The sequence below is a fragment of the Salmonella sp. 741265073_HBA genome, from assembly GCF_046569105.1.
GTDB lineage: Bacteria > Pseudomonadota > Gammaproteobacteria > Enterobacterales > Enterobacteriaceae > Salmonella > Salmonella enterica.
The window spans coordinates 176,196-200,283 of the sequence record NZ_JBKFRY010000004.1 but is presented as its reverse complement, the minus strand read 5'-3'; the positions used below and the strand labels follow the sequence as shown (position 1 = coordinate 200,283).

Here is a 24,088-nt window from a genome sequence, read left to right as displayed (position 1 = left end):
AAAGGTGATAACGTGGCTGTTGCGCAATGCCCCGCCTCATGCGGGGAACTTATCCAGGGATGGATTCTGGGCAGTGAGAAACTGGTCTCCTGCCCCGTTGACTGGTACAGCACCGTAGTAGTCACGGCTGCGCCGCCGCTGGTAAACGAGCGTCCATTGTCGCGGGCGATGGTGGAGCGCGTTCTGGCGCACTGGCAGTATCCTGCGCACTGGAGTAACGAGATTCGCGTCGATGTGCGTTCGTCAATTCCTGTTGCCAAAGGCATGGCCAGCAGCACCGCAGATATCGCCGCTACGGCGGTGGCAACGGCGCATCATCTTGGCCATTCGCTGGATGAAACCACCCTTGCACAGCTTTGCGTCTCAATCGAACCCACTGATAGCACCGTTTTTCATCAGTTAACGCTGTTTGATCATAATAATGCGGCCACGCAAATCGCCTGCGAGCCACCGCCGCCAATCGATTTGCTGGTACTGGAAAGCCCGGTCACACTGCGCACGCAAGATTACCACCGTCTCCCTCGCCAGCAGAAATTAATAGCAAGTTCAGCAACCTTGCAGCAGGCCTGGAATCTGGTGCAGGAAGCCTGTATAACGCAAAATCCGCTCCGACTGGGTGAGGCGGCTACGCTTAGCGCTATCGCCAGCCAGACGCTGTTACCTAAGCCGGGCTTTACCGCCCTGCTGTCGCTGGTCGAAGAGTGTGATTTATACGGATTGAACGTGGCGCATAGCGGTAGCGTGGTGGGTCTGATGCTGGACCGGAAACGTCATGATATTGCGCGCCTGAAAGGTAAGCTGGCAGAGAAAAAACTTACCCGACACTGGCCAAAACAACATTTACTCAAGATGGTCACAGGCGGGGTCAAACTGCAGTGAGAGCCTGATATACGCTCCCACTGCCGTAGCGCATTATTCGGCTTTTACATCGGCGTGTTTCATTTCGCCCATCGCTTTCAGCTTTTTGGAAATGTCGCGACGCTCTTTGGAGATTTCGGCATTTTTAATGATGTAGTCATCAACGCGATCTTCATAGTCGCTTTTCATGCTGGCGATGATACCCTGAATCGCCTCAACGCTCATACCTGGCTTGATGTAGTCGCTCAGGTTGTCCAGCAGCAGCACACGCTTCTGGTTGTCACGGATCTTCTTCTCAATGTCCTGAATTTCACGTTGCAGTTTATTTTTGCGACGGAACAGACGAACAAACTCCAGCACGTCCTGGAAAGAAGGCTTGGTTGTTTCCATTTTTACACCCCTGATAATGTGAGATTCGGATTCGTTAAGCAACTGCTAGTGGATAAACATTACGTTTATCCCCGTCATACTTCAAGCCGCCAGAGGAAACACCGTTACGTCGCCGTCTGGGGAAACCTGAAGGTTCGGGGATAAAATCGTTGCCAGTAGCACTCATTTTATCCTTATATTAGTATCATACTCTTAATCTTTGCTGAATCGAAGCAGCAACAAATTCATTCGCCCCATCTGCTTTTTATTTGCGCAAAGCCCGGCAGATCAAATGCGAAAGCAGTTCCAACTGTCGGGCCGTTTCCATACTTAGCCAAACATAGCCGTGGATGGGGGTTTCAGCCACCGCGTCGCCCTGCTGCTCGTTCATTAGCTGCCGCAACTCGGCAGCAATATCATTCAGTTTACCGGTGTTTGCCAGTACCGGCTGCGGGTTGCCTTCAAACAACGCGTGGGCGATCGTTAACAAGGTTTGCTGCGTCATCTGCTGGGTTTCACGCAATGTGTGCGCGTTAAGCATCACAAAATGGCTGGCGCGCGTCGCCCAGTGGGCATTGATTTGTAATTCAAGCATACAAACCAGATTGCGGTTGATGGTCTGAATGGCCTCGAAAATAGATTTTTGTATCCGGGTTTCTTTACTGGCGGGCGTTATCAGCCCGCGCATTTTGACGACATCGTTCAGCAATCGTTGCAAATGTTTATCCAACCGGGGGCGCTCCAGCAAATTCGGCGACAGCGCTGCCTGATACACCCGATTATACGCCGTGACGCAATGCGCCAGTTGGATGCGCCAGTGCAAAAAGGCGCGCTGGGGCCAGATGCCGGTAAACAACATTGCCAGTAGCGACCCCAAAATCACATCCCCGCCACGCCATAATGCCGTATTCATATCACCAGCAGGAGCGCCGACAACAACGGCGAGCGTTATGCCTATCAGTAGCGCCTGATACGGTTTTTTCCCTAATGCCAGCCAGCCGCACAAAAACATCGCTATCGCACACCACACCAGCATCAGCGGTAAGGAAAAGAGCTCCAGGCGTAGCGCCACCAGCCCTAACGCCGCGCCCAAAATCGTACCGCCTATGCGCTCAAAAGCACGAGGCACTACATTTCCCCAGAATGAGATGGGCCCCATAATCACCACTAACGTGATTAGCGGCCATGTGCCCTCGGGAATAGAAAACAGACGAACCAGCAGAAAGGTAAGAATGAACGCCAGGGCGATACGTATGCCATGCACGATGCGATAATGACGGTACAACCGTATTTCAAAAGGGCTTAATGACTTATCGGCACGCACGCTTGCGCTCCTTACGGGAATAGCAAAAAATGCATTGTACCTGCTTTATAGCAAAAATAGCGCACTGGCGGACGGAACACATTATCCGTCCGCTCTTTTCAGCCAGGAAACCAGTCGATCACTTCCGCTGTACCGGAATATACATTTCAATATCCCAGTATCCATCTTCCATACCGTTATTCAGATAGGTTTCAAAACAGGGCGCAGAGGCTATCTGATAAGCGCTATCCTGCTCCAGGACGTCAAAAAACCGTTCCCACGGCTTCGCAAAGTCACGGTCTTCCACTCGCGCGACAGCAGTGGCATATTCGCCGCCTTCAATGGCGGTCACGATTACGCCTTCGCTATTGTCCGGCAGGATGAAATTCTCTGCCACGGACACCACGGTATCGCAGCGGAGTTTTTCCGCAGGTACGACATCTGGATTGTCGTAATAGACGGCTATCCATTCAACTGGCACGATCCGCTGTCGATCCACCCATGTCATCAGTTGTTCAAAACCCTGCTTCACGGTGTGTTCCCATGGACCGACCATGTGGAAACCGGCTATCTTGCGTTTTTGTTCCTGCCTGATTTCGTAATCCATGCTGCCTCCGTCACTTTACTATACTGTATGAATGTACAGTATAATTACAGCCTTTTACGGTCACAAGGACTGCGTGATCATTTTGTGAGCAACCTCGCAATCCCGCCCTTTTGACACCTCAGATGGCGGTGAACGGTGTGTGACAACGGCTTACGCTTTATGCTGAAAATAGTCGCTCAGACGAGAGAACATACCGCCTTTACCCACCGATTCCAGAGTGACCAGCGGCCACTGAGCGATCAGTTTATCCCGATCGTAGAGCTCTATTTCACCTACCTGTTGATGAGCGGCGATTGGCGCCTCCAGCTCTTTTCTATCCAGCACATATTTTGCTTTGATATGCGGAATTTCCGCTTTAGGCAGCGCCATCCAGAAATCCTGTTCCGTACCCAGCGCAATCTTTTCTTTGTCTCCATACCAGATTCGCTCGCTGCCCACTTTTTTACCGCTGTGCAAAATCTGCACCGTCGCAAAGTTTTGCAGGCCCCACTGCAACAGTTTTCGAGCCTGTTCTTCACGGCCTTTCGAACTTTTCGCTCCCATCACAACAGCGATAAGTCGACGCTGCCCGTCCACCGCCGATGCGATAAGATTAAATCCCGCCCCCGATGTGTGTCCGGTTTTAAGCCCATCAATATGCATGGTCTTATCCCATAACAAGCCGTTGCGGTTCTGCTGCGTGATGCCGTTCCAGGTCAGGCTTTTCTCGCTGTACATGTGATAAAATTCAGGTTCGCCGTGAATAATCGCCCGGGAGAGTACGGCCAGATCATACGCGGAGCTATGTTGTCCCGGCGCATCCAGACCGTGGACGGTTTCAAAATGGGTATCCTGCAAATTGAGTTTTTTCACATAGCTGTTCATCATCGCCACAAACTGCGGCTGCCCGCCCGCGATATAATCCGCCAGCGCCACACAAGCATCGTTACCGGAATCCACAATTAAGCCACGGCTTAAATCACGCACCGACACGCGATCCCCTTCTTTTAAAAACATCAACGAGGAGCCGACAAACACCGGATTATCCTTCGCCCAGGCGTCGCGCCCAACGGTGACGATATCGTCAGGGCTGATACGATGACTATCGATGGCGCGATCGACGACGTAGCCCGTCATTAGCTTGGTAAGGCTGGCGGGATTGCGTTGCTGGTGTTCATTACCGGCGGTAAGAACCTGTCCCGTAGTGTAATCCATCAACACCCAGGCACCTGCATCAATGGCTGGCGGTTGGGGAGCAAAACTTACGGCATCGGCCGCAAGCGCAGGAGAAAGGTGCATCGCGAATAAAGAAGCGGCAATAAACAAACGGCGTTTCAACAGCATGTCCTCAGGATGGTCTCTATTTGCCGTTCTTTTTACGGAAGTTCAGTTAAACAAACATGGATAAATTGCAAGAAAATGTGACACAAGGCACATTTTCTTGCTGACTTTATTTTATGGATACGCTCAGACGGCGGACTTATCCCCGCGCGGCGCGGTACGATGACGATGATAGCCGTCAACCATGCTACGGAAAATTTGTCCCGGCGTGTCGCCAAGAGTACACAGATAGAGATGCGCGCAAATAAACAGTAAGCCGATGATAGCAAGCGCCATATGCAGCACCAGCATCACAGGGCCCAGACCCGCAACCTGCGGATAGAGACACAGCAAACCGGTGATGATTAACAGCGGTACCAGCGCGTACATAATCGCCAGATATGCCAGTTGTTGCAGTGGATTGAACTTATTCTGCTCTGTTGCCGCGAACGGATGCGCTTCCCCTTTCATGATGCCAAAAAGGTAAAAACGCGTCTGGCGTATGCAGCGCGTCACCAGTCCGGAAAAATTTACCCGATAGTGACGCCCGTTACCTGTGGTGAGGTTGATCAGCACAAACCCGACCCAGAAAGCCAGTAAGGCAAAACCACACCAGGTATGTACTTGTACCATTAGCGCTACAGGGCCGAGAGAAAAATGACCAAATAAACCGCTTAACAGTAATAAAACAAACAGTAACGCATTTCCCCAATGCCAACGGCGAATCGCCAGCGAGTAGAGATAGTCACGATGCTCTTCGCCGCCCGCCGTTTTTGGCGCCAGCATCCGGCGCAATAACGCATGGATAACCAGCCCAACAAGCATGAGCAGCACCACGACGCCTGCGTAAATTAACCACAGCGGCCAATAATCTGGCGCATAGTGTAGTTCCGCTCCCCAGATAGTATTCATGCTTTACCCTCCTGATGGACTTCTTTACGACGGTACAGACTGACCGCGCCGCTACGCGCCTCCTGCTGGCGATAGACCTCTTTCTGACCGACCCAGCGCTGGATCTCGCTCTCATCCAGTCTGCCGAATTTCAGCGCGTCCGTTGGGCAAACGGATACGCACGCCGGAGACTGGCCAGCCGCCAACCGCGTGTCGGCACAGAAGTTACACTTGTCGGCGACGCCGGTTTGCGGATTCAAATAGCGCACATGGAAAGGACATGCGGCAACACAATAATCGCAGCCAATACAGCGCGATTTATCCACCTGCACGATCCCGTTTTCATCACGATATGACGCTCCGGTAGGACAAACGCTGACACATGGCGCATTTTCACAGTGCTGACAGGAGACGCGGACAAATTGAAAATGGGTTTGTGCGTTGGATGCCTGTTCAGGGGCGCGAATTTGTACCTGTACGCGGCTAAATCCCTCCGGTACGTCATTAAGCACTTTGCAGGCAACGGTACACGCCTGGCAGCCGATACAACGCTTTTCATCATGCAGCATGACGTACTGATTCGTTAAATGATTCATGGTTCCCTCCTCCCTCATGCCCGGCTCAGCGTCACGCCTGCGGTATGCACTACCGTACCGGATACCGGACTCGTCACGTGCGGCAGTAAATTTCCGCAGTGGATACCGTGTGTCGTCGCCGCCGTTTTGGCCCCAGCTTTAGCGCCAAATCCCATATAGACAAAAAGCGTGTCCGGGCGGATTCCGGGCGTCACCAGCGCCTTACCTTTCTCTTTACCCGTAGCATTTTCCAGCCAGATCTCATCGCCGGTCTTAATGCCTTTTTCTTGCGCCGTTTGCGGATGGACCCAGACCGCGTTATCCCACATTAGCTCGCTGAGTAAAGGTACGTACTGCGTCGCGCCATTGGTATGCACGGCCACTTTGCCCTGAATGAAGTAAAGCTCATTCTCTTTTTTAAGCGCAAAGTCACGAACGCGCGGAACGCCGTAGCCTGGGAGCAATTCATCCAGGGTTGCGGAATAAAGTTCGATTTTGCCGGAGGGCGATTTGAAGCGAAGCTGTTCGCCATAGGTGTTGTCGCTGTCCGTCGCGATAGCGCCGGGGTAACGTGCCGTAAACTGACGAACGGATTCTGGTTCGCGTAATAGCAGCGGAACGCCCCATTCGAGATACCCTTTCTGTCGCAGTTCCTTCGCTAAAGCATGGTCGCCGTTCAATTGATAGAGTTGGCGCGTCTGCATATCCTGCCACGGATAGTACTGCCCTAATCCCAACTGCTCGCCAAGTTCTTTCCAGATTTGCCAACTCGGACGCGCCTCGCCAATCGGCTCTACGACCTGTTGGCGCAGAGCGTAAGCCGGGTGCAGTCCCGACATATCCGATACCTCTTCGTCCCGTTCGAGATAAGTGCATTCCGGCAGCAGATAGTCGGCATACGCCGCGCTCTCGCTCAAATAGACATCGCAGCTAACCACCAGATCCAGTTGCTCAACGGTTTTTACCAGGTCCGAACGACAGGTGACGGTCTGGAAAGGATTATGCCGCGACATAATCCACGCCTTTATCGGGTAAGGCTTCTGAGTTAACGCCGCGTCAATAATGCTTTGCACCACGCCGCCGCCAGCAGCGATATATTTAAACTGCGGTGCGACCAAATCGATTCGTTGCGCCGTCGGTTTCGGCATATTTTTAATGTTGAGTTTCGCCAGCGTTGGCGCGACCTTTTCTCCGGCCAGTTTGTTGTAAACCGACGCGTTTTTTTTCTGATATAGCCCGCCTTCGCGCTCAATATTACCGAGCAGCACATTAAGCGTAAAAATCATACGCCGCATATCGATCTCTTCCTGCGAGAACGTCGCGCGATGACCAGGACTGACAATAGCGTGAGGCGCGCAGGCGGCCAGTTCGCGTGTCACCCGGACAATAACGTCGGCTGGGACATCGGCCTGCGCGGCGGCCCATTCCGGCGTCGTCTCTTTTACCGCCTGTGCTAACTGTTCAAATCCGCTGGTATAACGCTCAACAAAAGACGCATCGTAGAGTTGTTCATCAATCATGACGTGGCACATCGCCAGCAGAACCGCTAAATCCCCCCCGGGACGAATAGCGTGCCACTCATCCGCCTTGCTGGAAAATATCGACAGACGCGGATCGAAGCTCACCATTTTGGCCCCCTTCTCCTGCGCGGTCATTAACTCATGGGTATCGGCAACTTCAATCCCTTCATACAAATTGTGGCCAAACGAAACCAGATAGCGCGTGTTAGCGATATCCATCGCCAGATCGCCGCCCATCATCACTTTTGCCGCAATGGCTTTCCCGGCAGGGCATGTTGAGGCGTGAGTAAAGGTATTAGGCGAACCAAAGGCCGTAGCCAGATGGAAAAGATGGCTGGAGAGCGAGCCCGATTTGGAAGAGAAAGCCACGCTCTCGGGGCCATGCTGCGCTTTGATGGCATTCATTTTCGCCGCGATTTCCTGGTAAGCCTGCTGCCAGCTAATCACCTGCCATTCACCGTCACCGCGTGGCCCGGTGCGTTTCATAGGTTTTACAATCCGTTGCGGGTCATTGACCAGGCTGACGCCGCTCCCGCCCCTGGCGCATATGCGCGTCCCCTGCTGCGGCGCAGAAGGATTGCCCTGGATAAAAACGGTCTTGTTATTGACTACCTGCGCCTGAATAGGGCAACGAAAGGAACACATTTCGCACAAGCTTGGCGTTAGCGTGGTTTTACCGTTAATGCCGGCAATTGGGTTGCGCGCCAGCGCCCCGGGCGGAAAAGCGCCCAGCGCGCAGGCAGAGCAGCCGATGCCCACCCCCTGCAAAAAAGAACGACGACTAATGCTCATATAACCTCCTGTTATTAGATATAGCTGAAGATTATATTTAATTTGTATTATGAAATGTCGGCTTCAATCACAATTTGAAATAGTTGTTAAAATGAACACGCCAACACGATAAAACCTTTTATTTTATAAATATTTTACATTTCCTGAACACGCACATGGACTGTCATTGAATAATCAGCAGAATTACCAAACAACCCGCTGTTAATTATAAAAATGATACAATTCCAATAACACGTAATAATATTTAAAAGAAAACGATTATTTCCTGAAAAGCGATTTCACGCGCTTTACGCAGTTCTTTCTCATACGCGCCGGAATGTCCGCCGACGATATCCCGAATGCCGGTGAAAAACGCTGGTTGAGCATCGAAGCGGGTTTACTTTTGCGTGCACACGGGCTTCGTTACCCGACCCGCTCCCTTATGCCTTGATTTTTCCGCAGATACGTCAGCGTCCCACAATACGGTGACATGATGACAGGATGGACACTTTCTGAAAGAAACCTGCCAGATAACATGGTGAATTGTGATCTCCATCGCCATACCGACATATGAAGCTTACTTTTAAGGCGTTAAAAATCCAGACCGTTTTTCCATAATGATGTTGATAAGGAATTCTAATGAAGATATCATCAGGCGCAATTAATTTTTCTACTATTCCTAACCAGGTTAAAAAATTAATTACCTCTATTCGTGAACATACGAAAAACGGGTTCGCCTCAAAAATAACCAGTGTTAAAAACACGCATGCTTCTTTAAATGAAAAACTTAAAACAGGAAAGAGCTCATCGATTGAGTTCGCGTTACCACAAAAAATAAAAGACTTCTTTCAGCCGAAAGATAAAAACACCTTAAACAAAACATTGATTACTGTTAAAAATATTAAAGATACAAATAATGCAGGTAAGAAAAATATTTCAGCAGAAGATGTCTCAAAAATGAATGCAGCATTCATGCGTAAGCATATTGCAAATCAAACATGTGATTATAATTACAGAGTGACAGGTGCGGCCCCACTCCCCGGTGGAGTCTCTGTATCAGCCAATAACAGGCCCACTGTTTCTGAAGGTAGAACACCACCAGTATCACCCTCCCTCTCACTTCAGGCTACGTCTTCCCCGTCATCACCTGCCGAATGGGCTAAGAAACTCACGGATGCACTTTTACGACAGAAAGCCGGAGAAACCCTTACGGCCGCAGATCGCGATTTTTCAAACGCAGATTTCCGTAATATTACATTCAGCAAAATATTGCCCACCAGCTTCATGGAGCGAGACGGCGATATTATTAAGGGGTTCAACTTTTCAAATTCAAAATTTACTTATTCTGATATATCTCATTTACATTTTGACGAATGCCGATTCACTTATTCGACACTGAGTGATGTAGTCTGCAGTAATACAAAATTTAGTAATTCAGACATGAATGAACTGACTTTACAGTATTCAATTACTACACGACAACAGCCCTCTTTTATTAATACAACATTAAAAAATACGTTTATACGTCACAAAGCCAACCTCTCTGGCGTTATTTTAAATGAACCGGATAATTCATCACCTCCGTCAGTGTCAGGGGGCGGAAATTTTATTCGTCTAGGTGATATCTGGCTGCAAATGCCACTCCTTTGGAGTGAGAACGCTGTGGATGGATTTTTAAATCATGAGCACAATAATGGTAAAAGTATTCTGATGACCATTGACAGCCTGCCCGATAAATACAGTCAGGAAAAAGTCCGGGCAATGGAAGACCTGGTGAAGTCATTGCGGGGTGGCCGCTTAACAGAGGCATGTATCCGGCCAGTTGAAAGTTCGCTGGTAAGCGTACTGGCCCACCCCCCCTATACGCAAAGTGCGCTTATCAGCGAGTGGCTCGGGCCTGTTCAGGAACGTTTTTTTGCCCACCAGTGCCAGACCTATAATGACGTTCCCCTGCCGGCTCCTGACACATATTATCAGCAGCGCATACTGCCTGTGTTGCTGGATTCGTTTGACAGGAACAGCGCCGCCATGACTACTCACAGCGGACTCTTTAATCAGGTGATTTTACACTGTATGACAGGCGTGGACTGCACTGATGGCACCCGCCAGAAAGCTGCAGCGCTTTATGAACAGTATCTTGCTCACCCGGCGGTGTCTCCCCACATCCATAATGGGCTCTTCGGCAATTATGACGGCAGCCCGGACTGGACAACCCGCGCTGCAGATAATTTCCTGCTGCTTTCCTCCCAGGATTCAGACACGGCGATGATGCTCTCCACTGACACGCTGTTAACAATGCTAAACCCTACTCCTGACACTGCATGGGACAACTTTTACCTGCTGCGAGCCGGAGAGAACGTTTCCACCGCGCAAATCTCTCCGGTAGAGTTATTCCGTCATGACTTTCCGGTGTTTCTCGCCGCATTTAATCAGCAGGCCACGCAGCGACGCTTTGGGGAGCTGATTGATATCATCTTCAGCACTGAAGATCACGGGGAGCTGAACCAGCAGTTTATTGCCGCCACGAACCAGAAACACTCCACCGTGAAGTTGATTGATGATGCCTCAGTGTCGCGTCTGGCCACCATTTTTGACCCCTTGCTTCCTGAAGGCAAACTCAGCCCGGCACACTACCAGCACATCCTCAGTGCTTATCACCTGACGGACGCCACCCCACAGAAGCAGGCGGAAACCCTGTTCTGTCTCAGTACCGCATTCGCACGCTATTCCTCCAGCGCCATTTTCGGCACTGAGCATGACTCTCCGCCGGCCCTGAGAGGCTATGCGGAGGCGCTGATGCAGAAAGCCTGGGAGCTGTCTCCGGCGATATTCCCATCCAGCGAACAATTTACCGAGTGGTCCGACCGTTTTCACGGCCTCCATGGCGCCTTTACCTGTACCAGCGTTGTGGCGGATAGTATGCAACGTCATGCCAGAAAATATTTCCCGAGTGTTCTGTCATCCATCCTACCACTGGCCTGGGCGTAGTCCAGCCTCAACCCGCATGGAATTAAGGGACACAGCGTTGTGTCCCTCTGTAAATAGACCCGTTTTAGTCCATGCATTTTTGAGATCCCGGCCAGATTGACCCTGGCCTAAATTCCATACAGTACTAAATCAGAATCAGTAATTTCAGATGGACCGAAATATGGTTTACCATAGAGGGAGCGTAGCTTAGTGTCGCTGATGATCATTTTAGTATTTTGTACTCAATGATTTTAATGTTTATGTACTCACCATCGCATGTACGAACATTAGCAACAATATCAATTGGTGTACAAATACAATCCATCAACGACAAAATAAAAGAATAAAATATTTCATATACAGATAACATCAGGCGTGTACATCAAGTGACAGTTAAAAACGACAGCATACAGAGCACATTCCTCTTCCACGATTACGAAACCTTCGGTACGCATCCGGCCCTCGACAGACCTGCGCAATTCGCCGCGCTCCGTACGGATAACGACTTCAACGTTATTGGCGAGCCGGAGGTGTTTTACTGCAAACCCGCCGATGATTATCTACCGCAGCCCGGCGCGGTGCTGATTACCGGCATCACGCCGCAGGAAGCGCGTGAGAAAGGAGAAAACGAAGCCGCTTTCGCCAGACGCATTCATGCGCTGTTTACCGTTCCTAAAACCTGCGTTGTAGGCTACAACAATGTGCGCTTTGATGATGAAGTCACTCGCAATATTTTTTATCGCAACTTTTACGATCCCTACGCCTGGAGCTGGCAGCATGATAATTCACGTTGGGATCTATTGGATGTCATGCGCGCCTGTTATGCGCTGCGCCCGGAGGGAATTAACTGGCCGGAAAACGACGACGGCCTGCCCAGCTTTCGTCTGGAACATTTAACCCAGGCGAACGGGATCGAACACAGCAACGCGCATGATGCGATGGCGGATGTCTACGCCACTATTGCGATGGCGCAACTGGTGAAAACACGCCAGCCGCGGCTGTTTGATTATCTTTATAGTCACCGCAGTAAACATAAACTGGCGGCGCTGATTGACGTTCCGCAAATGAAGCCGCTGGTGCATGTCTCCGGCATGTTTGGCGCGTGGCGCGGTAATACAAGCTGGGTCGCGCCGCTGGCGTGGCATCCTGAAAACCGTAACGCGGTGATCATGGTCGATTTAGCAGGCGATATTTCTCCTCTTCTTGAGCTGGACAGCGACACCCTTCGCGAGCGGCTTTATACGGCCAAAGCCGATCTTGGCGATCACGTCGCAGTGCCGGTAAAGCTGGTGCATATCAATAAATGTCCGGTACTGGCGCAGGCGAATACCTTGCGCCCGGAGGATGCCGACCGGCTGGGAATTAACCGCCAGCACTGCCTGGATAACCTGAAAGTGTTGCGTGAAAACCCGCAGGTCCGCGACAAAGTGGTGGCGATTTTTGCCGAAGCCGAACCTTTTGCCACCTCGGATAACGTTGATGCCCAGCTTTATGATGGTTTTTTCAGCGATGCCGATCGCGCAGCCATGAAAATCGTACTCGAAACCGAGCCGCGTAACCTGCCCGCGCTGGATATTACCTTTGTCGATAAGCGCATTGAGAAGCTGCTGTTTAATTACCGCGCACGCAATTTTCCCGGTACGCTGGATGACGCAGAGCAGCAGCGCTGGCTGGAGCATCGACGTCAGGTGCTGACGCCGGAGTTTTTACAACAGTATGCCAATGAATTGCAGATGCTTTCTCAGCAGTATGCGGAAGATAAAACGAAGCTGGGGTTGCTGAAATCACTGTGGCAGTACGCAACCGAGATTGTGTAATTGACCAATGCCTGACGAGCATTGTTAATCCAGAGCGGATAAAGAGTGACGCCGCCATCCGGCAAACGTGCTGGATGACAGACAAAAAACCGGAGGCACTGCCTCCGGTTTTACTATTGCCGATAATACGCGCGATTACGCGACGTCTTCGTACTGTGGAACCGGGTTGCGGAAGCTTTTAGTTACGCACGCCAGATAAATCAGCCCGATACCCGCCCAGATCAGGCCCAGTACCATTGAGCTCTCTTCCAGGTTAACCCACAACGCACCAACCGTGAGCGCGCCGCACATCGGCAGGAACAGATACTGGAAGTGATCTTTCAACGTTTTATTACGCTTCTCACGGATCCAGAACTGCGAAATCACCGACAGGTTAACAAAGGTAAACGCGACCAGCGCACCAAAGTTAATCAGCGCCGTCGCCATCACCAGGTCAAAATTAATCGCCAGCAGCGCGATCGCCCCGACCAGGATGATGTTCATCGCTGGCGTACGCCATTTCGGATGAACGTAACCGAAGAAGCTTTTCGGGAATACGCCGTCGCGCCCCATTACGTACATCAGGCGCGCTACGCCTGCATGCGCCGCCATACCGGAAGCGAGCACGGTGATAGTAGAGAAGATCAGCGCGCCCACCTGGAAGGTTTTACCCGCCACGTACAGCATGATTTCCGGCTGAGACGCATCCGGATCTTTAAAGCGAGAGATATCCGGGAAGTACAATTGCAGGAAATAGGTTGCAAAGATGAAGATCAGGCCGCCAATCAGCGCGGTCAGGAAAATCGCACGCGGGATCACGCGTTCAGCATCTTTGGTCTCTTCCGACAGGTTACTGATGCCGTCAAAGCCGGTAAAGGAGAAGCACAGGATCGTCGCTCCCGTAATCATCGGGATAACGTGCGCATCGCCGGACCAGAACGGACGGGTGCTCGCCAGCGTACCGGCGCCTTCGCCTTCAAATACGCCATAAACCACCATGCCCAGAATGACCGCAATCAGCACCACCTGTAGCACTACAATCACGGTGTTGAAGTTAGCGACCGATTTGAGGCTGCGCAGGTTAAAGGCCGTCATAAAGGCCACCAGCGCCACGACAAACACCCATGACGGAATGGAGGGCACCAGCGCTTCAAAATAAATTTTCGCCAACAGAATGTTGATCATCGGCGCGAACAGATAATCGAGCAGAGAAGACCAACCCACCATAAAGCCAACGGTCGGGCTGATGGATTTCTGGGCATAGGTGTACGCCGAACCCGCGGAAGGGTAGCGACGCACCAGTTTCCCGTAGCTCAACGCCGTAAACAGAATCGCGATTAACGCGAATGCATACGCCGTCGGTACGTGACCGTCAGTGAGGCCTGAAACGATACCAAATGTATCGAACAGCGTCATCGGCTGCATATAGGCAAGACCCATCATTACAACCGGAACTAACGTAAGCGTTTTACGTAATTCCACGCGAGAGGTGTTTGGAGTAACGTTATGCGACATGGTCATTCTCCTTTACGGCGAATGCCGTCGCGTAAGCAAAAAATTGCCCCATTTTCTGGATTCCTCAGCGACAACAACTGTCGATTTTTAAGTAAGTATCTATCCGGTACGAAGCCCGGCCTCTTGGTATTGAATGATGTGTTTGAAGCAAAAAAATAACCGACGCGTATTAAAACGTCGGTTAGTGTCATTTTTTGCAAGCGGCGTATTCTGCCCTAAATTGAAGTGAAATGACAAGAGAATGCGAGCGCGTTCAAAAAATTATTTTTCATAAGCGATTGATTTTTAAACCGGCGATTTTGCATACACCCCAGCAATAGCATTATTTGCTAAAATTTCATCCCGCCACCAGCCGCTGGCCAGCCCGGCGGTCTGTTCATTCCAGCCAACCCACACCGGTTCATAGACGATTTGCGCTACAACTTTCTTCTCTATAAGGGCGCCGCTTTCCAAAAATCGCTGCGCCAGATAACGCGGTAAATAGCCGCATCCCAGGCCGCTAATTTGCAGCTCCAGCTTGGTTTTAAAATCAAACACGGTAATCGCTTCCTGAGCGTCGAGCAGTTCAGACCCTATTGATCGCGAGGAATGGACGCTATCGCCAACCACAATCGCGCGAAAACGTTTGATCGTCTGGCGGCTAAGCGGTTCCTCTTCATGAACCAGCGGATGATGCGGAGCGACAGCAAACACCAGTTCAAGATCGCCCAGTCTTGCAAAGCCAAAGCCGGTGTCAGGCGGCGGCGCGCGCATGGCGCCAACGATGATATCCGCCCTTCCCTGCGTCAGCGTCTCCCATGAACCGCCGAGAACGCCATTAACAAATTTAAGGCGCGTCACGCTGTGGCGTTGATAAAAAGCGTCGATAAGCGGGGCCAGAAGAGAAAAGGGAAAGGTATCATCCACACCGATGACCAGTTCGTTCTCCCAGCCTTCATGCAGTTTAATCGCCTGCTTTTCCAGCTCGCGAACGGTGTGCAGCACTTCACGGCCTTTTTCCAGTAGCATCTTACCGGTTCGCGTAAATCGCGCGCGGTGCCCGCTACGGTCGAGCAGTTGGATATTAAGATCGTTTTCCAGCTTATGAACGGTATAACTGAGGGCGGACGGCGTTTTAAATAATTTTGCCGACGCCGCCGCGAAGCTGCCTTCTTTTTCTAACGCATCAAGAATAATCAGAACGTCCAGCAGTGGTTTCATACTCGTCCCCTTGCGCTATATGGCGACCACCTGCTGGACAGCGACTCACTCCATCGGCATCACCAGCGGATCGGGATATTGATATTCAAATCCCAGCTCATTACAAATCCGGCTACCGTCGATAATCTTCCCTTTGCCGTTGTCCGGTGCGTCACGAAAATGCGGCGGCGCCATTCCCAGCAAACGCGTCATTTGCGGATAAAACACGTTGCGGGCTGGATGCGCCGGCGCACATATATTATAGATGTGCCCTCCTTTTGGCGCCTGTAGCAAGAGGGTAATTGCGCCAACCACGTCTTCAAGATGCACCAGATTGACCCCGTGTTGACCATCCGGCGCGGTTTTTCCAGCAAAGAAACGTCCGGGATGGCGCCCAGGCCCGACCAACCCCGCCAGCCGCAGAATATCCACTGACGTGCCCGGCAGATTATGCAGCCAATCTTCCAGTTCCTTCAGGGTACGCCCGCTGGCCGTGACCGGATTACGCGGCGTATTCTCTTTCACCACGCCTTGCGCATCGCCGTAAACAGACGTCGAACTGGTAAAAATAATACGCGGGATACGATAAGCCAGCGCGCTGTCGACCAGCTCCTGCATCGCCTGCAGATAAAAATCCTCTCCCGGACCGCTACGGCGCGCGGGCAGTGTTATCACCAGCGCATCGACATCCAGCAGAGCGTCAAGATCGTCCGCCTCACAGACCAGCTCCGGCTCCAGACGCAGCGGATAGCTTTCAATTCCACTCATACGGGCCGCTTCCACCCCGTCAAGGGTGGTTTTGCTGCCGGTAACCTGCCAGCCTCTCGCTGCCAGCGACATTGCCAGCGGCATGCCTAACCAACCTAAACCGACAATTGCGACCTTTTTCATCCATTTTCTCCTGACTTTAACGCCTTATACATAAGGCTACGCCAGCCCGCCGTGACTGACAATTCATACTATAAATGCGAAATGAAAAAAGCGCTTGCTTTAAGGCGTAAAAGTGGTTTAGGTTAAAAGGTATCAAATGAATAAGCATTCATCGGAATTTTTATGACACGCGTTCAATTTAAACACCACCATCATCACCATCATCCTGACTAGTCTTTCAGGCGATGTGTGCTGGAAGACATTCAGATCTTCCAGTGGTGCATGAACGCATGAGAAAGCCCCCGGAAGATCATCTTCCGGGGGCTTTTTTTTGGCGCGCGATACAGACCGGTTCAGACAGGATAAAGAGGAACGCAGAATGTTAGACAACACCCGCTTACGCATAGCTATTCAGAAATCAGGCCGTTTAAGCGATGATTCACGAGAATTGCTGGCCCGCTGCGGCATAAAAATTAATTGACACACTCAGCGCCTGATTGCGATGGCGGAAAACATGCCGATTGATATCCTGCGCGTGCGTGATGATGACATTCCGGGTCTGGTGATGGATGGCGTGGTCGATCTCGGCATTATCGGCGAGAACGTGCTGGAAGAAGAGCTACTCAACCGCCGCGCGCAGGGCGAAGATCCGCGCTATTTTACCCTGCGCCGTCTTGACTTCGGCGGCTGCCGTTTATCGCTGGCAACGCCGGTTGACGAAGCCTGGGACGGCCCGGCGGCGCTGGACGGTAAACGTATCGCCACCTCTTATCCGCACCTCCTCAAACGCTACCTCGATCAGAAAGGCGTCTCTTTTAAATCGTGTCTGTTAAATGGTTCTGTCGAAGTCGCGCCGCGCGCGGGGCTGGCCGACGCTATCTGCGATTTGGTCTCTACCGGCGCGACGCTTGAAGCTAACGGCCTGCGTGAAGTCGAAGTTATCTACCGCTCTAAAGCCTGTCTGATTCAGCGCGACGGTGAGATGGCACAGAGCAAGCAAGAGCTGATCGATAAATTGCTGACCCGTATTCAGGGCGTGATTCAGGCGCGCGAATCGAAATACATCATGATGCACGCGCCAAGTGAACGCCTGGAAGAGGTTATCGCCCTGCTGCCAGGCGCCGAAAGGCCGACAATTCTGCCGCTGGCAGGCGAGCAACAGCGCGTGGCGATGCACATGGTCAGCAGCGAAACGTTGTTCTGGGAAACCATGGAGAAACTGAAAGCGCTTGGCGCCAGCTCGATTCTGGTACTGCCGATCGAGAAGATGATGGAGTGATCTGACGCCTGATGGCGCTGCGCTTATCAGGCCTACGTAATGCGTTGATATTTTGGGTTCTGTAGGCCGGATAAGGCGGAACCCTGTGATGGAGTAAAGACCATGAGCTTCAATACCCTGATTGACTGGAACAGCTGTAGCCCTGAACAGCAGCGTGCGCTGCTGACGCGTCCGGCGATTTCCGCCTCTGACAGTATTACCCGGACGGTCAGCGATATTCTGGATAATGTAAAAACGCGCGGTGACGATGCCCTGCGTGAATACAGCGCTAAATTTGATAAAACAGAAGTGACAGCGCTACGCGTCACCCCTGAAGAGATCGCCGCCGCCGGCGCGCGTCTGAGCGACGAATTAAAACAGGCGATGACCGCTGCCGTCAAAAATATTGAAACGTTCCATTCCGCGCAGACGCTACCGCCTGTAGATGTGGAAACCCAGCCAGGCGTGCGTTGCCAGCAGGTTACGCGTCCTGTCACGTCTGTCGGTCTGTATATTCCCGGCGGCTCGGCTCCGCTCTTCTCAACGGTGCTGATGCTGGCGACGCCGGCGCGCATTGCGGGATGCCAGAACGTGGTTCTGTGCTCGCCGCCGCCCATCGCTGATGAAATCCTCTATGCGGCGCAACTGTGTGGCGTGCAGGAAATCTTTAACGTCGGCGGCGCGCAGGCGATTGCCGCTCTGGCCTTCGGCAGCGAGTCCGTACCGAAAGTGGATAAAATTTTTGGCCCCGGCAACGCCTTTGTAACCGAAGCCAAGCGTCAGGTCAGCCAGCGCCTCGACGGCGCGGCTATCGATATGCCTGCCGGGCCGTCTGAAGTACTGGTGATCGCCGACAGCGGCGCAACACCGGATTTCGTCGCTTCTGACCTGCTCTCCCAGGCTGAGCACGGTCCGGATTCCCAGGTGATTCTGCTGACGCCTGATGCTGACATTGCCCGCAAGGTGGCGGAGGCGGTAGAACGTCAACTGGCGGAGCTGCCGCGCGCGGACACCGCCCGGCAGGCCCTGAGCGCCAGTCGTCTAATTGTGACCAAAGATTTAGCGCAGTGCGTCGCCATCTCTAATCAGTATGGGCCGGAACACTTAATTATCCAGACGCGCAATGCGCGCGATTTGGTGGATGCGATTACCAGCGCAGGCTCGGTATTTCTCGGCGACTGGTCGCCGGAATCCGCCGGTGATTACGCTTCCGGAACCAACCATGTTTTACCGACCTATGGCTATACTGCTACCTGTTCCAGCCTTGGGTTAGCGGATTTCCAGAAACGGATGACCGTTCAGGAACTGTCGAAAGAGGGCTTTTCCGCTCTGGCATCAACCATTGAAACATTGGCGGCGGCAGAACGTCTGACCGCCCATAAAAATGCCGTGACCCTGCGCGTAAACGCCCTCAAGGAGCAAGCATGAGCACTGAAAACACTCTCAGCGTCGCTGACTTAGCCCGTGAAAATGTCCGCAACCTGGTACCGTATCAGTCCGCCCGCCGTCTGGGCGGTAACGGCGATGTCTGGCTAAACGCGAATGAATTCCCGACAGCGGTGGAGTTTCAGCTCACCCAACAAACGCTTAACCGCTACCCGGAATGCCAGCCAAAGGCCGTGATTGAAAACTACGCGCAATATGCTGGCGTAAAGCCGGAGCAGGTGCTGGTCAGCCGCGGCGCGGATGAAGGGATCGAACTGGTGATCCGCGCCTTCTGCGAACCGGGGAAAGACGCCATTCTCTACTGTCCGCCCACTTACGGTATGTACAGCGTCAGCGCCGAAACCCTTGGCGTAGAGCGCCGGACGGTTCCCGCGCTTGAAAACTGGCAGCTGGATCTACAGGGGATTTCCGACAACCTTGACGGAACAAAAGTGGTATTCGTTTGTAGCCCCAATAACCCCACCGGGCAACTTATCAACCCGCAGGATCTGCGCACGCTGCTGGAGTTGACACGCGGTAAAGCGATAGTCGTCGCCGACGAAGCTTATATTGAGTTTTGCCCACAGGCCACGCTGACAGGCTGGCTGGTTGAATATCCTCATCTGGTTATCCTGCGCACATTGTCGAAAGCTTTTGCGCTGGCGGGTCTGCGCTGCGGCTTTACGCTGGCTAATGAAGAGGTGATCAACCTGCTGTTAAAAGTGATCGCCCCTTATCCGCTTTCTACGCCAGTGGCGGATATCGCCGCCCAGGCGCTGAGTCCGCAGGGAATAAACGCAATGCGCGATCGCGTGGCGCAGACAGTGCAGGAACGTCAGTATCTGGTGAATGCCCTGCAACAGACCGCCTGCGTAGAACACGTCTTTGACTCTGAAACCAACTATATTCTGGCGCGGTTTACTGCCTCCAGCAGCGTGTTTAAATCCTTATGGGATCAGGGCATTATCTTACGCGATCAGAATAAACAACCTTCTTTAAGCGGCTGCCTGCGGATTACGGTCGGCACCCGCCAGGAAAACCAGCGCGTCATTGACGCCTTACGTGCGGAGCCAGTATGAGTCAGAAGTATCTTTTCATTGACCGGGACGGAACCTTGATTTCCGAACCGCCGAGCGATTTTCAGGTAGACCGCTTTGATAAACTGGCCTTTGAGCCAGAGGTGATTCCCGTATTGCTGAAACTGCAAAAAGCCGGTTTTAAGCTGGTGATGATCACTAACCAGGATGGACTTGGCACGCAAAGCTTCCCGCAGGCGGACTTCGACGGACCGCACAACCTGATGATGCAGATTTTCACCTCACAGGGCGTACGCTTTGATGAGGTGCTGATCTGCCCTCACCTGCCCGCAGACGACTGCAACTGCCGTAAGCCCAAAGTGAAGCTGGTGGAGCGTTATCTTGCGGAACAAGCGATGGATAGCGCCAACAGTTATGTGATTGGCGATCGTGCAACCGATATCCAGCTCGCTGATAATATGGGCATTACTGGTTTACGCTATCACCGTGAAACGCTGAACTGGACGATGATTGGCGAACAGCTAACGAAACGCGATCGCTATGCGCATGTGGTCCGCAACACCAAAGAGACACAGATTGATGTCAGCGTCTGGCTGGATCGCGAAGGCAACAGCAAGATTAATACCGGCGTCGGCTTCTTTGACCATATGCTCGATCAAATCGCCACCCACGGCGGCTTTCGCATGGAGATTACCGTTAAGGGCGATCTCTATATCGACGATCACCACACGGTAGAAGATACCGGGCTGGCGCTCGGTGAGGCGTTAAAACTGGCACTCGGCGACAAACGCGGTATCTGCCGTTTTGGCTTTGTACTGCCGATGGATGAATGTCTGGCGCGCTGCGCGCTGGATATTTCCGGTCGTCCGCATCTGGAATATAAAGCTGAATTTACCTACCAGCGTGTGGGCGATTTGAGCACAGAGATGATTGAACACTTTTTCCGCTCACTCTCTTACACGATGGGCGTCACTCTGCATCTCAAGACTAAGGGTAAGAACGATCACCACCGTGTCGAAAGTTTGTTTAAAGCCTTTGGTCGAACGCTACGCCAGGCTATTCGCGTGGAGGGCGATACATTACCGTCCTCGAAAGGAGTGCTGTGATGAACGTCGTCATCCTTGACACCGGCTGCGCCAATTTAAGCTCGGTAAAATCCGCCGTGGCGCGCCACGGTTACACCCCGGTGGTCAGCCGCGAAGCGGAAATCGTATTACGCGCTGACAAACTCTTTCTGCCCGGCGTCGGCACGGCGCAGGCCGCTATGGATCAACTGCGCGAACGTGAACTGATCGACTTAATTAAAGCGTGTACTCAGCCGGTACTGGGTATCTGCTTAGGGATGCAACTGCTGGGTCGTCGCAGCGAAGAGACGCGCGGCGTGGATCTGCTGAACATTATCGAGCAAGACGTGCCGAAAATGACCGACTTTGGTCTGCCGCTGCCGCACATGGGCTGGAATCGCGTGTATCCGCAGGCGGGCAACCGACTGTTTCAGGGCATTGAAGATGGCGCCTATTTTTACTTTGTGCACAGCTACGCGATGCCGGTCAACCCGTGGACTATCGCCCAGTGCAATTACGGCGAGCCATTCACCGCGGCGGTACAGAAAGATAATTTCTTCGGCGTACAGTTCCACCCGGAACGTTCTGGCGCGGCGGGCGCTCAGTTGCTGAAAAACTTCCTGGAGATGTAATGATTATTCCGGCATTAGATTTAATTGACGGCACCGTGGTGCGTCTCCATCAGGGCGACTACGCCCGCCAGCGGGATTACGGTAACGATCCCCTGCCCCGTTTGCAGGATTACGCCGCCCAGGGCGCCGGGGTGCTGCATCTGGTAGATCTGACCGGCGCTAAAGATCCGGCTAAGCGACAGATACCGCTGATTAAAACCCTGGTCGCGGGCGTGAACGTGCCTGTTCAGGTCGGCGGCGGCGTGCGTACCGAAGAAGACGTTGCGGCATTACTGAAAGCTGGCGTTGCCCGTGTGGTCATCGGTTCAACGGCGGTGAAATCCCCTGACGTGGTGAAAGGCTGGTTTGAACGTTTTGGCGCGCAGGCGCTGGTGCTGGCGCTGGACGTTCGCATAGACGAACACGGCAACAAGCAGGTGGCGGTTAGCGGCTGGCAGGAAAATTCCGGCGTCTCGCTGGAACAACTGGTGGAGACCTATCTCCCCGTCGGCCTGAAACATGTACTGTGTACCGATATTTCTCGCGACGGCACGCTGGCGGGCTCTAACGTTTCGCTGTACGAAGAAGTATGCGCCAGATATCCGCAGATCGCCTTTCAATCCTCCGGCGGTATTGGCGATATCGATGATATTGCCGCCCTGCGCGGCACCGGCGTGCGCGGCGTGATTGTCGGGCGCGCGCTGTTAGAAGGGAAATTTACCGTTAAGGAGGCCATCCAATGCTGGCAAAACGTATAATTCCGTGTCTGGACGTTCGTGATGGTCAGGTGGTGAAAGGCGTACAGTTTCGCAACCATGAGATCATTGGCGATATCGTTCCGCTGGCCAAACGCTATGCCGACGAAGGCGCGGACGAACTGGTGTTCTATGACATTACCGCCTCCAGCGATGGTCGCGTAGTCGATAAAAGCTGGGTGGCGCGCGTTGCCGAGGTGATCGACATTCCGTTTTGCGTAGCGGGCGGTATCCGGTCAATTGACGACGCCGCCAAAATTCTTTCTTTCGGGGCGGATAAGATCTCTATCAACTCCCCGGCGCTGGCTGACCCAACGCTGATTACCCGTCTGGCTGACCGTTTTGGCGTACAGTGCATTGTCGTCGGGATTGATACCTGGTTTGACGACGCCACGGGGAAATACCATGTTAACCAGTATACCGGCGATGAAAACCGTACCCGCGTGACGCAGTGGGAGACGCTGGACTGGGTGCAAGAGGTACAACAGCGCGGCGCGGGGGAAATCGTCCTGAATATGATGAACCAGGACGGCGTGCGTAACGGTTACGATCTGACGCAGTTGAAAAAAGTCCGTGACGTTTGCCGCGTGCCGCTAATCGCCTCCGGCGGCGCGGGCACGATGGAACACTTTCTTGAGGCATTCCGTGATGCCGATGTCGACGGCGCGCTTGCCGCCTCCGTTTTTCACAAGCAAATCATCAATATTGGCGAATTAAAAGCGTACCTGGCAGGCCAGGGCGTGGAGATCAGGATATGTTAACAGAGCAACAACGCCGCGAGCTGGACTGGGAAAAAACCGATGGCCTGATGCCAGCCATCGTGCAACATGCGGTATCCGGCGAAGTATTGATGCTGGGCTATATGAACCCACAAGCGCTGGACAAAACCATTGAATCCGGCCATGTTACGTTCTTCTCACGCACGAAACAGCGTTTATGGACCAAAGGCGAAACCTCAGGCCATGTGCTGAATGTCGTCAGCATTGCGCCAGATTGCGACAACGATACACTGCTGGTGCTGGCAAACCCTGTCGGGCCGACCTGCCACAAAGGTACCAGTAGCTGCTTTGGCGACGCCAGCCATCAATGGTTATTCCTGTATCAACTGGAGCAGCTACTGGCAGAGCGCAAAACCGCCGATCCGGCCAGCTCCTACACGGCGAAACTGTACGCCAGCGGTACCAAACGTATTGCGCAAAAAGTTGGCGAAGAAGGTGTGGAAACCGCGTTGGCGGCCACCGTTAACGATCGTGTTGAGCTGACCAATGAAGCGTCTGATTTGATGTACCACCTGCTGGTGCTGTTGCAGGATCAGGATCTCAACCTCACCACCGTGATCGACAATCTTCGTAAGCGTCATCAATAAGCGTAAAAAAACCGGGCAATGCCCGGTTTTTTAGTGAGAAATTTTACCTTTC

22 protein-coding genes, 3 pseudogenes and 1 other annotated feature are annotated in these 24,088 nt (G+C 52.6%); of the genes and pseudogenes, 12 read left to right on the top strand and 13 right to left on the bottom strand.

All coding sequences use genetic code 11. The annotated features are described in order from the left end of the window. Positions 1-12 precede the first annotated feature (12 nt). On the top strand, positions 13-879 hold the full coding sequence (gene pduX, locus ACLD3P_RS08255) for an L-threonine kinase PduX (RefSeq protein WP_031617815.1): 867 nt from the start codon (positions 13-15) through the stop codon (positions 877-879). A 33-nt stretch (positions 880-912) separates the two neighbouring features. Here pduX and ACLD3P_RS08250 read toward each other — a convergent pair whose 3' ends face one another. The 8 genes and pseudogenes from ACLD3P_RS08250 to ACLD3P_RS08215 form a co-directional block, all read right to left on the bottom strand. Further along, complete coding sequence (locus tag ACLD3P_RS08250) at positions 913-1,248, bottom strand: DUF496 family protein (RefSeq protein ID WP_000450405.1); 336 nt, start codon at positions 1,246-1,248, stop codon at positions 913-915. A gap of 244 nt (positions 1,249-1,492) precedes the next feature. Next, the gene (locus ACLD3P_RS08245) at positions 1,493-2,551 is read right to left on the bottom strand and encodes an FUSC family protein (RefSeq protein ID WP_001200858.1); all 1,059 of its coding nucleotides are present in this window, start codon (positions 2,549-2,551) and stop codon (positions 1,493-1,495) included. 118 nt (positions 2,552-2,669) lie between these two features. Continuing rightward, positions 2,670-3,137 (bottom strand): DNA gyrase inhibitor SbmC, encoded by a 468-nt coding sequence (sbmC, locus tag ACLD3P_RS08240; RefSeq protein WP_000384326.1) that lies wholly within the window; start codon positions 3,135-3,137, stop codon positions 2,670-2,672. A 150-nt stretch (positions 3,138-3,287) separates the two neighbouring features. Further along, a complete protein-coding gene (gene dacD, locus ACLD3P_RS08235; RefSeq protein WP_000925038.1) occupies positions 3,288-4,460 on the bottom strand; it encodes a serine-type D-Ala-D-Ala carboxypeptidase DacD in 1,173 nt (390 codons plus the stop codon). A 123-nt stretch (positions 4,461-4,583) separates the two neighbouring features. Beyond that, positions 4,584-5,348, bottom strand: coding sequence for a thiosulfate reductase cytochrome B subunit (phsC, locus tag ACLD3P_RS08230; RefSeq protein ID WP_001092553.1), 765 nt, complete (start codon positions 5,346-5,348; stop codon positions 4,584-4,586). Continuing rightward, positions 5,345-5,923: a thiosulfate reductase electron transport protein PhsB gene (gene phsB, locus ACLD3P_RS08225; protein ID WP_052907430.1), complete on the bottom strand. Its 579-nt coding sequence runs from the start codon at positions 5,921-5,923 to the stop codon at positions 5,345-5,347. The genes phsC and phsB overlap by 4 nt, the downstream gene beginning before the upstream one ends. 14 nt (positions 5,924-5,937) lie before the next feature. Beyond that, on the bottom strand, positions 5,938-8,214 hold the full coding sequence (phsA, locus tag ACLD3P_RS08220) for a thiosulfate reductase PhsA (RefSeq protein ID WP_411006583.1): 2,277 nt from the start codon (positions 8,212-8,214) through the stop codon (positions 5,938-5,940). A gap of 259 nt (positions 8,215-8,473) precedes the next feature. Next, a pseudogene (locus ACLD3P_RS08215) lies at positions 8,474-8,566 on the bottom strand (heavy metal-binding domain-containing protein); the annotation flags it as partial. Between the two features lie 266 nt (positions 8,567-8,832). Between ACLD3P_RS08215 and sopA the strand changes: the two are divergent. Continuing rightward, complete coding sequence (gene sopA / locus ACLD3P_RS08210) at positions 8,833-11,181, top strand: SPI-1 type III secretion system effector HECT-type E3 ubiquitin transferase SopA (RefSeq protein WP_131046422.1); 2,349 nt, start codon at positions 8,833-8,835, stop codon at positions 11,179-11,181. A 128-nt stretch (positions 11,182-11,309) separates the two neighbouring features. Here the strand turns inward: sopA and ACLD3P_RS08205 are convergent. Next, positions 11,310-11,387: pseudogene (locus ACLD3P_RS08205) on the bottom strand (hypothetical protein); the annotation flags it as partial. A gap of 159 nt (positions 11,388-11,546) precedes the next feature. Here ACLD3P_RS08205 and sbcB point away from each other — a divergent pair. After that, the gene (gene sbcB / locus ACLD3P_RS08200) at positions 11,547-12,977 is read left to right on the top strand and encodes an exodeoxyribonuclease I (RefSeq protein WP_131046423.1); all 1,431 of its coding nucleotides are present in this window, start codon (positions 11,547-11,549) and stop codon (positions 12,975-12,977) included. Positions 12,978-13,112: 135 nt separating this feature from the next. On the opposite strand, the gene plaP is transcribed toward sbcB, so the two are convergent. The 4 genes from plaP to ACLD3P_RS08180 form a co-directional block, all read right to left on the bottom strand. Continuing rightward, positions 13,113-14,471 (bottom strand): putrescine/proton symporter PlaP, encoded by a 1,359-nt coding sequence (gene plaP, locus ACLD3P_RS08195; protein ID WP_001519005.1) that lies wholly within the window; start codon positions 14,469-14,471, stop codon positions 13,113-13,115. Further along, complete coding sequence (yoeI, locus tag ACLD3P_RS08190) at positions 14,461-14,523, bottom strand: membrane protein YoeI (RefSeq protein ID WP_096335044.1); 63 nt, start codon at positions 14,521-14,523, stop codon at positions 14,461-14,463. The genes plaP and yoeI overlap by 11 nt, the downstream gene beginning before the upstream one ends. Before the next feature lie 233 nt (positions 14,524-14,756). Then, positions 14,757-15,671 carry a LysR family transcriptional regulator gene (locus ACLD3P_RS08185; RefSeq protein WP_000803316.1) on the bottom strand — a complete coding sequence of 305 codons (915 nt, stop codon included), beginning with the start codon at positions 15,669-15,671 and terminating at the stop codon, positions 14,757-14,759. Positions 15,672-15,716: 45 nt separating this feature from the next. Further along, positions 15,717-16,541, bottom strand: a complete 825-nt coding sequence (locus tag ACLD3P_RS08180; RefSeq protein ID WP_000754712.1) for an SDR family oxidoreductase — start codon at positions 16,539-16,541, stop codon at positions 15,717-15,719. A 162-nt stretch (positions 16,542-16,703) separates the two neighbouring features. Between ACLD3P_RS08180 and hisL the strand changes: the two genes are divergently transcribed. From hisL to hisIE, 9 genes and pseudogenes are all read left to right on the top strand, one after another. Beyond that, positions 16,704-16,754, top strand: coding sequence for a his operon leader peptide (gene hisL / locus ACLD3P_RS08175; protein WP_001364200.1), 51 nt, complete (start codon positions 16,704-16,706; stop codon positions 16,752-16,754). Beyond that, positions 16,730-16,853: a sequence feature (His leader region), on the top strand. It overlaps the preceding gene by 25 nt. A gap of 46 nt (positions 16,854-16,899) precedes the next feature. Beyond that, a pseudogene (gene hisG, locus ACLD3P_RS08170) lies at positions 16,900-17,799 on the top strand (ATP phosphoribosyltransferase). Positions 17,800-17,901: 102 nt separating this feature from the next. Then, entirely contained in the window at positions 17,902-19,206 is a 1,305-nt protein-coding gene (gene hisD, locus ACLD3P_RS08165) for a histidinol dehydrogenase (protein ID WP_411006698.1), read from the top strand. Beyond that, positions 19,203-20,282: a histidinol-phosphate transaminase gene (gene hisC / locus ACLD3P_RS08160; RefSeq protein ID WP_000102717.1), complete on the top strand. Its 1,080-nt coding sequence runs from the start codon at positions 19,203-19,205 to the stop codon at positions 20,280-20,282. Before hisD ends, hisC begins: the two co-directional genes overlap by 4 nt. Then, a complete protein-coding gene (gene hisB / locus ACLD3P_RS08155) occupies positions 20,279-21,346 on the top strand; it encodes a bifunctional histidinol-phosphatase/imidazoleglycerol-phosphate dehydratase HisB (RefSeq protein WP_131046425.1) in 1,068 nt (355 codons plus the stop codon). Before hisC ends, hisB begins: the two co-directional genes overlap by 4 nt. Continuing rightward, complete coding sequence (gene hisH, locus ACLD3P_RS08150; RefSeq protein WP_001103591.1) at positions 21,346-21,936, top strand: imidazole glycerol phosphate synthase subunit HisH; 591 nt, start codon at positions 21,346-21,348, stop codon at positions 21,934-21,936. The genes hisB and hisH overlap by 1 nt, the downstream gene beginning before the upstream one ends. Continuing rightward, positions 21,936-22,673: a 1-(5-phosphoribosyl)-5-[(5-phosphoribosylamino)methylideneamino]imidazole-4-carboxamide isomerase gene (gene hisA, locus ACLD3P_RS08145; protein WP_000586406.1), complete on the top strand. Its 738-nt coding sequence runs from the start codon at positions 21,936-21,938 to the stop codon at positions 22,671-22,673. The genes hisH and hisA overlap by 1 nt, the downstream gene beginning before the upstream one ends. Then, positions 22,655-23,431 carry an imidazole glycerol phosphate synthase subunit HisF gene (gene hisF, locus ACLD3P_RS08140; protein ID WP_000880125.1) on the top strand — a complete coding sequence of 259 codons (777 nt, stop codon included), beginning with the start codon at positions 22,655-22,657 and terminating at the stop codon, positions 23,429-23,431. Before hisA ends, hisF begins: the two co-directional genes overlap by 19 nt. Next, a complete protein-coding gene (gene hisIE, locus ACLD3P_RS08135) occupies positions 23,425-24,036 on the top strand; it encodes a bifunctional phosphoribosyl-AMP cyclohydrolase/phosphoribosyl-ATP diphosphatase HisIE (protein WP_000954847.1) in 612 nt (203 codons plus the stop codon). Before hisF ends, hisIE begins: the two co-directional genes overlap by 7 nt. Positions 24,037-24,088: the final 52 nt, after the last annotated feature.

What these genes read in the sequence shown, in the direction of transcription:
- ACLD3P_RS08250 (WP_000450405.1), bottom strand. Translation starts at nt 1,248, where the DNA reads ATGGAAACAACCAAGCCTTCTTTCCAGGACGTGCTGGAGTTTGTTCGT.
- sbmC (WP_000384326.1), bottom strand. Translation starts at nt 3,137, where the DNA reads ATGGATTACGAAATCAGGCAGGAACAAAAACGCAAGATAGCCGGTTTC.
- dacD (WP_000925038.1), bottom strand. Translation starts at nt 4,460, where the DNA reads ATGCTGTTGAAACGCCGTTTGTTTATTGCCGCTTCTTTATTCGCGATG.
- phsC (WP_001092553.1), bottom strand. Translation starts at nt 5,348, where the DNA reads ATGAATACTATCTGGGGAGCGGAACTACACTATGCGCCAGATTATTGG.
- phsB (WP_052907430.1), bottom strand. Translation starts at nt 5,923, where the DNA reads ATGAATCATTTAACGAATCAGTACGTCATGCTGCATGATGAAAAGCGT.
- phsA (WP_411006583.1), bottom strand. Translation starts at nt 8,214, where the DNA reads ATGAGCATTAGTCGTCGTTCTTTTTTGCAGGGGGTGGGCATCGGCTGC.
- sopA (WP_131046422.1), top strand. Translation starts at nt 8,833, where the DNA reads ATGAAGATATCATCAGGCGCAATTAATTTTTCTACTATTCCTAACCAG.
- plaP (WP_001519005.1), bottom strand. Translation starts at nt 14,471, where the DNA reads ATGTCGCATAACGTTACTCCAAACACCTCTCGCGTGGAATTACGTAAA.
- ACLD3P_RS08185 (WP_000803316.1), bottom strand. Translation starts at nt 15,671, where the DNA reads ATGAAACCACTGCTGGACGTTCTGATTATTCTTGATGCGTTAGAAAAA.
- ACLD3P_RS08180 (WP_000754712.1), bottom strand. Translation starts at nt 16,541, where the DNA reads ATGAAAAAGGTCGCAATTGTCGGTTTAGGTTGGTTAGGCATGCCGCTG.
- hisD (WP_411006698.1), top strand. Translation starts at nt 17,902, where the DNA reads ATGAGCTTCAATACCCTGATTGACTGGAACAGCTGTAGCCCTGAACAG.
- hisC (WP_000102717.1), top strand. Translation starts at nt 19,203, where the DNA reads ATGAGCACTGAAAACACTCTCAGCGTCGCTGACTTAGCCCGTGAAAAT.
- hisB (WP_131046425.1), top strand. Translation starts at nt 20,279, where the DNA reads ATGAGTCAGAAGTATCTTTTCATTGACCGGGACGGAACCTTGATTTCC.
- hisH (WP_001103591.1), top strand. Translation starts at nt 21,346, where the DNA reads ATGAACGTCGTCATCCTTGACACCGGCTGCGCCAATTTAAGCTCGGTA.
- hisA (WP_000586406.1), top strand. Translation starts at nt 21,936, where the DNA reads ATGATTATTCCGGCATTAGATTTAATTGACGGCACCGTGGTGCGTCTC.
- hisF (WP_000880125.1), top strand. Translation starts at nt 22,655, where the DNA reads ATGCTGGCAAAACGTATAATTCCGTGTCTGGACGTTCGTGATGGTCAG.
- hisIE (WP_000954847.1), top strand. Translation starts at nt 23,425, where the DNA reads ATGTTAACAGAGCAACAACGCCGCGAGCTGGACTGGGAAAAAACCGAT.